The organism is Mesorhizobium sp. M7A.F.Ca.CA.002.09.1.1 (assembly GCF_003998555.1).
In the GTDB taxonomy this organism is placed as follows: domain Bacteria; phylum Pseudomonadota; class Alphaproteobacteria; order Rhizobiales; family Rhizobiaceae; genus Mesorhizobium; species Mesorhizobium ciceri.
This window is the reverse complement of record NZ_RZRR01000114.1, coordinates 1-9,298: the sequence shown is the minus strand read 5'-3', so window position 1 is coordinate 9,298 and position 9,298 is coordinate 1. Positions and strand designations below refer to the sequence as shown.

General features: G+C 65.7%; 7 protein-coding genes. 6 read left to right on the top strand and 1 reads right to left on the bottom strand.

Annotated elements, in window-relative coordinates; all coding sequences use genetic code 11:
- From addB to EN994_RS07710, 6 genes are all read left to right on the top strand, one after another.
- A partial coding sequence (addB, locus tag EN994_RS07735) for a double-strand break repair protein AddB (protein WP_127307468.1) occupies positions 1 to 2,692 on the top strand: 2,692 nt, incomplete at its 5' end.
- On the top strand, positions 2,689 to 6,207 hold the full coding sequence (addA, locus tag EN994_RS07730; RefSeq protein WP_063169783.1) for a double-strand break repair helicase AddA: 3,519 nt from the start codon (positions 2,689 to 2,691) through the stop codon (positions 6,205 to 6,207). The genes addB and addA, both read left to right, overlap by 4 nt.
- 76 nt (positions 6,208 to 6,283) lie before the next feature.
- Positions 6,284 to 6,607 carry a thioredoxin gene (gene trxA / locus EN994_RS07725; RefSeq protein ID WP_013528326.1) on the top strand — a complete coding sequence of 108 codons (324 nt, stop codon included), beginning with the start codon at positions 6,284 to 6,286 and terminating at the stop codon, positions 6,605 to 6,607.
- A gap of 128 nt (positions 6,608 to 6,735) precedes the next feature.
- Positions 6,736 to 7,017, top strand: coding sequence for a cupin domain-containing protein (locus EN994_RS07720; RefSeq protein WP_013528325.1), 282 nt, complete (start codon positions 6,736 to 6,738; stop codon positions 7,015 to 7,017).
- 108 nt (positions 7,018 to 7,125) lie between these two features.
- The gene (locus EN994_RS07715; RefSeq protein WP_013528324.1) at positions 7,126 to 7,374 is read left to right on the top strand and encodes a type II toxin-antitoxin system VapB family antitoxin; all 249 of its coding nucleotides are present in this window, start codon (positions 7,126 to 7,128) and stop codon (positions 7,372 to 7,374) included.
- Complete coding sequence (locus tag EN994_RS07710) at positions 7,371 to 7,784, top strand: type II toxin-antitoxin system VapC family toxin (protein ID WP_063169784.1); 414 nt, start codon at positions 7,371 to 7,373, stop codon at positions 7,782 to 7,784. Before EN994_RS07715 ends, EN994_RS07710 begins: the two co-directional genes overlap by 4 nt.
- Positions 7,785 to 7,848: 64 nt before the next feature.
- On the opposite strand, the gene EN994_RS07705 is transcribed toward EN994_RS07710, so the two are convergent.
- Entirely contained in the window at positions 7,849 to 9,174 is a 1,326-nt protein-coding gene (locus EN994_RS07705) for a folylpolyglutamate synthase/dihydrofolate synthase family protein (protein ID WP_063169785.1), read from the bottom strand.
- Between the last annotated feature and the right edge of the window lie 124 nt (positions 9,175 to 9,298).

Here is a 9,298-nt window from a genome sequence, read left to right as displayed (position 1 = left end):
GATCTGGCTGGCGCGCGATCTCGCCCGGCTGATGGACGAGATCGAGACGGAAGGCACCGACTGGGCCAAGCTCACCGATCTGGTGACCGGCAATCTTGCCGGATGGTGGCAGGTGACGCTCGAATTCCTCGGCATCGTCACCGAAGCCTGGCCGAAATTCCTCGCGGAAAGCGACCGCTCCAATCCGGCCGCGCATCGCAGCGCGCTGATCCGCGCCGAGGCGGCGCGGCTGCAGCGCAATCCGCCCGCCGGCCCGGTCATCGCCGCAGGCTCGACCGGCTCGATACCAGCGACGGCCGAATTGCTTGCCGCGATCGCGCGCCTGCCCGGCGGCGCCATCGTGCTGCCGGGTCTCGACCGGACGCTGGACGAAGCGTCGTTCCAGGCGATTGCCGCGCCTGGCGCGCGTCCAGCCGTACTCGGCCACCCGCAATATGGCTTGGCCAGGCTGATCGGCAAGATCGGCGTATTGCGCGGCGACGTCGAGGAGATTGGCGTGGCCGAACCGCGACGTGCGCTTCGCGCTGCCCTTGTCGGCGAAGCGCTGCGGCCGGCCGAAACCACCGAACTCTGGGCCGAGACACGTGCCGGTTTCCCGGCGTCCGACATTGCCGGCGCCTTCGCCGAGGTGACCTTGCTCGAAGCCGCCAGCGAACGTGATGAGGCCGTCGCCATCGCCGTCGCGCTCAAGCGCGCGGTCGAACAGCCCGGCCAAAGGGCGGCTCTCGTCACCGGCGACCGCGCGCTGGCGCGGCGCGTCTCGATCGAGCTCCAGCGCTTCGGCGTCGTTGCCGACGATTCCGGTGGCACACCGCTCGCCAACACTCCGGCGGCCAGCCTGCTCAGGCTGGCGCTCGAGGCACTGTTCCGGCCAGGCGATCCGGTTGGCCTGCTGTCGCTGCTCAAGCATCCGCTGCTCGGCCTCGGCCTCGAACGGGCCGATGTGCGCCACGCGGCGGAGCTGATCGAACTGGTGGCGTTGCGCGGCGGCACAGGCCGCCCCGACATCGTTTCGCTACCGGAACTGTTCGAAGCCCGTCTCACCGGCTTGGGCGGCGGCAGCCGGCAGCCCTTCTGGTTTTCCCGGCTGACCGTGCGCTCTATCGAAACTGCGCGGAATTTGCTCGAACGTCTCAAGCAGGCGCTGGCGCCGCTCGCAGCCTTCCGAGGCCGGGATGACGCCGACCTTGCCGCGCTTGTCAGGGCCAGTGTCGTGACACTCGAAAATCTCGGCCGCATCGCCGACGGCGGCCTTGGCGAACTCTATGCCGGTGACGCCGGCGAGAAGCTTGCCGAACTGCTGCGCGGGCTGGTCGCGGCTTCGGCTTCGCTGTCCTTCGCGGCGACCGAGTGGCCCGACATCATGGCGGCGCTGATCGCGCCTGAAACGGTCAAGCCGGCACAAGGCACCGACCGGAACATCGCCATCTGGGGCGCGCTGGAAGCCCGGTTGCAGACGGTCGACACGCTGGTCATCGGCGGGCTCAACGAGGGCGTATGGCCGCGCAAGCCAGAGAGCGACCGCTTCATGTCGCGGCTGATGAAGACCGGCATCGACCTCGAACCGCCCGAGCGGCGTATCGGCCTTGCCGCGCATGATTTCCAGATGGCCATGGGCGCCGGGAAGGTGGTGCTGTCCCGCTCGGCACGTGCCGGCGATGCACCCGCCGTGCCGTCGCGCTGGCTTCAGCGGCTGCTGACCTTCATCGGCAGCGACCAGGCAGCGGAGCTGCGCCGGCGTGGCGACGAGCTGCTCGCCTGGGCGCGCGCGCTGGATGCCGGCCCAAGGCAGGATTTCGCGCCACGGCCGCAGCCGAAGCCGCCGCTGTCGGTGCGCCCGACGCATTTCTCGGTCACCGAGATCGAGACCCTGCGCCGTGACCCCTACGCCGTCTATGCAAGACGCATCCTCGGCCTGATGCCGCTCGATCCGGTTATTCGCGACCCTGGTGCGGCCGAGCGCGGCACGCTGTTTCACGCCATCCTGCACCTGTTCTCAGGCAGCGTCGCCGATCCGCGCGCTCCCGATGCGCTTGCCGGCCTCATCGCCGCCGGCCGCGCCTGCTTTGCCGAAGCCGCCCTTCCGGCCGACGTCGAGGCGGTGTGGTGGCCGCGCTTCGAGAAACTCGCCGCCAACATCATCGAGTGGGAGCGCACGCGCGCTGATGCTGTGACAAGGCGCCATGCCGAGGAGCGCGCCGGAAAGACCGTTGTCGGCCAGTCCGGCGTGACGCTGTCCGGCTACGCCGACCGCGTCGACCTTCTGGCCGGCGGCATGGCCGACATACTGGACTACAAGACCGGCTCCTCGCCGTCCAAGGCGCAGGCGCACACACTGCTTGCGCCGCAACTGGCGCTCGAGGGCGCGCTGCTCAGGCGCGGCGCCTTCAAGGATTTGGGCGTGCGTGAGCCCTCTCAACTGGCTTTCATCAGGCTGAAGCCGAATGGCGAGGTGTTCGAGGAATCCATCCTCGAACACAACCGCCAGCCGCGGACCGCGACCGATCTTGCCGAAGAGGCCTGGGCACGGCTGGAAAAGCTATTGATCCACTATGCGGACCCTGCGACCGGGTATCTGTCGCGCGCGCTGCCGTTCCGCGAAGGCGAGACGGATGGCGACTACGACCATCTTGCCCGCGTGCTCGAATGGTCGGCAGGCGGCGATGCCGGCGACGAGGGAGGGGAGGCATGAAGAAGGCCTATCCCATTCCCAGCGACACCGCGACCAGCCAGGCCCGCGCCGCCGACCCCGGCAATTCCGCCTGGGTGTCGGCCAATGCCGGCTCCGGCAAGACCCATGTGCTGGCGCAGCGCGTAATCCGGCTGCTGCTGCGCGGCACCGATCCGTCGAAGATCCTGTGCCTGACCTATACGCGCGCCGCCGCCGCCAACATGTCGAACCGGGTCTTTTCGACACTGTCGGAGTGGACGACGCTTGGTGACGTGGATCTGGCGGCAAAGGTCGAGGCGCTGGAGGGGCGCCGGCCCGATCTCGAGACCATGCGCCGGGCGCGGCGCCTGTTCGCCGAGGCGCTGGAAACGCCCGGCGGGCTGAAGATCCAGACCATTCACGCCTTCTGCGAATCGGTGCTGCACCAGTTCCCGCTGGAGGCCAACATCCCGGCCCATTTCGAGATGCTCGACGGCCAGATGGAGGCATCGCTGTTTGCCGCGGCGCGCCGCGAGATGATTTCGGGCACGTCCGCCGGTGACAGGGATCTGGCCGAGGCTTTTGCCTCCATTCTCGATCGGGGCGGCGAAGCCGGGCTCGACGCCTTGCTGGGTGAGATTGTGCGCAAGCGCGACGGCTTGCGCCATTTCATCGAGGCGGTCGGGCGCGATGGCACGCATTTCCAGGCCCTGTTCGACGAATTCCATTTCCATCCAGGCCAGACGGCCGAGGGCATAGCCGCTTCGGTATGGCCGTTGCCGGGCTTCCTGCCCGACTATTTTGCCGGCTTCGCCCACGCCGCCGAGGCCACCGACGCCAGATCGGTACTGAACAACATCCTGCCCTATGCGCGGCAGGCTTTTGCCGAGGGCGATCCCATTCGCCGCCTGCAACTGCTCGCGCGAGCCTTCCTCAAGACCGATGGCGACGCTTACGACCCGGCAAAGGCCTTCAAGAAGGCCCTGGTCGACCGGTTGCCGGATCTGGCGGAGCGTTATCTCTCGGCCGCCAACGCCATAGTCGAAACCACCGATCGGCTGGCCCTGTTCCGGATGCTTGAAGGCACGGCTGCCGCGCTGACCATCGCCGACTGGCTGATCGCCCGCTACGAAATGCTCAAGCGCAGCCGCGGCTTCCTCGATTTCAACGACCTGATCACCCGCACCGTCAACCTGCTGGCGCGGCCGGACGCCGGCCCCTGGGTGCAGTACAAGCTCGACCAGGGCATCGACCACATCCTGCTCGACGAGGCGCAGGACACCAGTCCGGACCAATGGGAAGTGGTGAAACGGCTGGCGGAGGAATTCTTTGCCGGCTTTGGCGCACGCGACAGGGTCCATCGCACGGTGTTCGCCGTCGGCGACGAGAAGCAGTCGATCTATTCGTTCCAGGGTGCGGCCCCGGACTCCTTCGCCGACAGCCGGCTGTTGTTTGCCGGACGAGTGCGTGACGCCGAGGCGTCCTTCGCCGACCTCAAGCTGACCTGGTCGTTCCGCTCGACCGACGATGTTCTGACCGCGGTCGACCGCGTCTTCGCCGATCCAGCCGTGCGGCGCGGCATCAGTCATGATCCCGATCCGCTTCGCCACCAGGCGATCCGCACCGACGCGCCGGGCTATGTCGAGGTGTGGCCGTCGGTCGGCGCCGATGTTGTCGATGAGCCCGACGACTGGACGCAAGCCATCGACCATGCCCACGCGCCGGCGGTGCGCGTGGCCGAGAACGTCGCCGCCACCATCGCCGGCTGGATCGGCAGTGGCGAAATCATCGAAGGCCGCGGCAAGCGGCTGCGGCCGGGCGATGTGCTGGTGCTGGTGCGCAAGCGCGATCGCTTCGTCCATGCCCTGACCCGCGCACTCAAACGCCGCGACATTCCGGTTGCCGGCGCCGACCGGTTGAGCCTGCCCGGGCACATCGCGGTCAAGGACCTGATCGCGCTCGGTCACCTCCTCATCCAGCCGCAGGACGATTTGTCGCTTGCCGCCGTGTTGCGCAGCCCGATCTTCGATCTGCCGGAAGAGGCGCTTTTCACGCTCGCCGCGCAGAGGCCGGCCGGCCTGTCATTGATCGCATCGCTGCGACAGCACGCCGGCGAAAGCGAGAGACTGGCGAAGATCGTCGCCCAGGTCGACATCTGGACGAACGAAGCCGCGTTTAAGCCAGTGTTCGAATTCTACGCCGCCCTGCTGGCGCGCGATGGCGTGCGCCGCAAGATGATCGCGCGGCTCGGGCCCGAAGCTGGCGATATTCTCGACGAGTTCCTCAGCTTCTGCCTTGCCGAGGAGCGAACCGGCCTGCCGGGGCTGGAAGCCTTCCTGTCGACACTGGAAAACGCCGGTCCCGAGATCAAGCGCGAGATGGACCAGACCCGCGACGAGGTCCGGGTCATGACCGTGCACGCCGCCAAGGGCTTGGAAGCGCCCGTCGTGTTCCTGGTCGATGGCGGTTCCGCGCCGTTCAGCGACCAGCATTTGCCGCGCCTGATGCCCTTCGATGGCTCCGGCGCGAACTGGGACGGCAAGGGCTATCTCTGGCGCTCGGCCAGCGAGGTCGCCAACGGTTTTTCGAAAGCGGCGGCCTCAAGGGCACGGGAACTCGCCGACGACGAATACCGCCGGCTGCTCTATGTCGGCATGACCCGTGCCGAGGACCGGCTGATCGTCTGCGGCTATCATGGCAAGCGGGCGCCGAACGCCGGCACCTGGCACTCGATCGTCAGCCGCGCGCTGATCGGCGCGTCGGAGAGCGAGCAGCGTGCGCATCCCGCCGGCGGCGAGCCGGTGCACCGTTTCCATGTCACCAAGCTGCCCCCCGTCGCGCCAAGTTCCGCCGATCAGCTACGGCAGGCCGACGCTTTCGCGCCTTTGCCGGCGACGCTGTTCCGGCCCTTGCTGCCCTTCGAGGATCTGCCGCGTCCGTTGTCGCCATCGGGCGCCTCGGCGCTGATCGACGAAGGCAAGCAAGCCGTTGTCGACAAGGCGTCGCCGGTGCTCGACGCCGACGCCGAGCCCGGCTTTGCCGTGCTGCGTGGGCTCGCCCTCCACAAACTGCTGCAGATGCTGCCCGGTATTGCCGAGCCCGAACGTGCGGGAGCGGCAGAACGCTATCTCTTGCGAACCGGTGCGGACTGGCCGCCATCAGAGCGTGAAAAGGCCCTGGCGTCGGTCACATCGATCCTTGCCGATCCCGGCTTCGGTCAGCTGTTTGCGCCATCGTCGCGTGCCGAGGTTGCGATCATGGGCAGCCTGGAGGTCAAGGGCAAGAAGCGCTCGATTTCCGGCAAGATCGACCGGCTGGCGGTAACGCCGGACACGGTATCGATTGTCGACTACAAGACCAACCGGCCGGCGCCCGCCAGTCTGGCCGAGGTGCCGCCGGCCTATGTCCTGCAGTTGGCGCTCTACCGCGCGCTGTTGCAGCCGCTCTATCCCGGCCGCACGGTCAAGGCGGCCTTGCTGTTCACCGAGGCGCCGCGGCTGATCGAACTGCCTGCCAGCGCCTTGGACGACGCCCTTGCTCGACTCACGGGAGCGTGACACAACACCTGCTTGAAGAAGGGCGCGATCACCACCACATTTGGTGGGACAAAAACTTTCAAAAGGATTTTTCCATATGGCAACCGTGAAGGTCGACAAGAGCAACTTCCAGGCTGACGTGCTTGACGCCAACGTACCGGTCGTCGTCGATTTCTGGGCGGAATGGTGCGGTCCCTGCAAGATGATTGCGCCGGCGCTCGAAGATATCGCCACCGAACTTGGCGCCAAGGTCAAGATCGCCAAGCTCAACATCGACGAGAATCCGGAGCTTGCCGCCCAGTTCGGCGTGCGCTCGATCCCGACGCTGATGATCTTCAAGGGCGGCGAAATGGCCGACATGAAGGTCGGTGCCGCGCCGAAGACCGCGCTGTCGCACTGGATCAATGGCAACCTCGCCTGACCCATCTGAAATTCCTGATATCAAGCCCGGCCTCGCGCCGGGCTTTTTGTTGGCGTCATCGGTGCGTGGCTCTGGCCCTCGCGTCCGGGCACTCCATGTCATCTGCTCGAGGCAGACAGGAGAACCCCATGACCGGATCCGCCAAGGCCACCGTCTTCATCGACAACGAGCGTGTCATCGTCACCGAATACCGCTTCGCGCCGGGCGAGAACACCGGCTGGCATCGCCACGGCCACGACTATGTCGTCGTGCCGCTGATGGACGGCAAGGTGAAGCTGTTGACCAAGGACGGCGAATCCTTTGCCGAGATGAAGAAGGGCGCGCCCTATTTCCGCAAGGAGGGCGTAGAGCACGACGTCATCAACGCCAATGAAGGCGAATACGCCTTTATCGAGATAGAGCTGAAGTAACGTCGCCTATCAATGCGCTGGAAATCCACCGCGTGATGGCACGCCATCAACTGCCACCTTGATGGCAGCAGTGGATCGGCCTATATCCGTTCTAAAAGGGAGTTCGAAATGGCCGAACCACAACTCTCAGTCCGAAGCGCAAAAGCACGCGACCTGGCTCATAGACTTGCTCGTCGTGAAAATCGTTCGATAGCCGATGTGGTCGAACGTGCGCTCGAATCCTACGAAATTCGTGAAGCTGGCCGTGAACCTGCTTCCACCTTCTATGCCAGCTTGACTGCAAACCATGGCGCCGACATCGATCTGGAAAAGATCATTCGCGAAGGCCGCCAGGTTCATTCGGGACTTGAGCTTTGATTTTCGTCGATACCAACGTGATTTCGGAGAGTCTGAAGAAGGCGCCGGACCAAGCTGTCCTGGCATGGCTTGTCCGCAATGACGCTGAACTGGCCCTTCCCACAGTGACGATTGCTGAAATCGCCTTCGGCATCCAAAAAATACGGCCTGATGAGCGTGCCGATCGGCTGGAGCAGGGACTTTCCCGGTGGCGCCATCGATTTGCCGGCCGGATTTTTGGACTGACTGAAGATGCTGCCTTGGCTTACGGCGAGATCATGGGTGCCGCGACACGCCAAGGTGCCGGCATGTCAGCCCCCGATGGCATGATTGCGGCGATAGCGCGCGTGAACGGTGGCCGGCTGGCAACGCGCAATCTCAGCGACTTTGGCACCACCAGCCTTGATCTGATCTCACCGTGGGATTTCTGAAGGTCGAAAGCCAAGGTTCGGCCTCAGCCGCCGCAGCCACCCAAGGCATGAATAGTCGCCTGCTTCAGGTCGGCGGGGTGCCGTTCTCGGCCAGCACCGCTCCGGTCAGATACAACGAACCGCTGATCAGGATGCGTGGCGACGGGCCGTCCCAGGTGTCGCGCAGCAGCATCAGCGCGCTGGCGACGGAACTCACCGGCTCGGCGGTCAGCCCGGCTTCCGTTGCGCGGATCGCCAGTTCGTCGTTCGGCACGCCGGCCTCGCTGAGGCTCACCGGCACCGTGTAGACATGCCGGGCGAGGCCCTTGAAGGCACGGAAATAGCCGCTCTGGTCCTTGGTGTTGATCATGCCCGAGATGAGGAACAGCGGACGCGGGTTCTTCTCTTCCTGCTCGGCCAGCGCTTCGGCAACCACCACGCCGGCACCGGGATTGTGGCCGCCGTCGAGCCAGATATCGGCGCCCTTGGGTGCCAGTTCGGCCAGCCGGCCCTGCACGAGCTTCTGCATGCGGCCGGGCCAGGCGACATTGATCATCGCCTTTTCGGCGGCGCGATGGCTGATCTCGAAACCGGCCGCTTTGACCGCGGCGATCGCCGCCGCCGCATTGGCGAACTGGTGGCGGCCGGGCAGCCTGGGCGGCGGCAGGTCCATCAAGCCGTCTTCGTCCTGGTAGACCATGCGGCCGTTTTCCTCGAAGGCAAGGAAGTCCTGGCCGTAGACGAAGGTGGGGCATTCAAGCCGCTCGGCGGTTTCGATCAGCACCTGCAGAGCCGTCTCGCTTTCCTGCGCGCCGATGACCACCGGACAGCCGGGCTTGATGATGCCGGCCTTTTCGGCTGCGATCAGTTCGACACGGTCGCCGAGATAGGCCTCGTGGTCGAGCGACACCGGCATGATCACCGACACGGCCGGCTCCTTGATGACATTGGTCGCGTCGAAGCGGCCGCCGAGCCCGACTTCGATGATCGCAGCGTCGGCCTGGTGTTCGGAAAACAACAGGAAGGTGACGGCGGTGAGGATCTCGAAGACGGTGATCTTCTCGCCTTCATTGGCCCTGGCGGCACGGGCAATGGCATCGGCGAAAACCCTGTCCTCGACCAGCCTGCCGCCGCCATCGGCGGCCAGCCGGTAACGCTCATGCCAGTTGACCAGATGCGGCGAGGTGTGGACATGGACGCGGTAGTCCGCAGCCTCGAGCAGGGCGCGTGAAAAGGCTGCGCACGAACCTTTGCCGTTGGTGCCGGCGATGTGGATGACCGGGGGCAGCCGGTCCTGCGGATTGTCAAGCCGCTCCAGCAGCCGCGAAATGCGGTCGAGCGAAAGGTCGAAGCCTTTCGGATGAAGCGCCATCAGGGCTTCGATTTCGCGGTCGGCGGCAAGCGTCGTCATGGTGGAATCCTAGCGCATGAGCCTGAAAACCAGAATCGGTTTCGGATGGCCATGGCAATCAAAGGCTACAGCGCGCCGAAGCCCTCGTGCAATCGCGGTCGCGGCGCTTCGTGTCGCTTCAGGC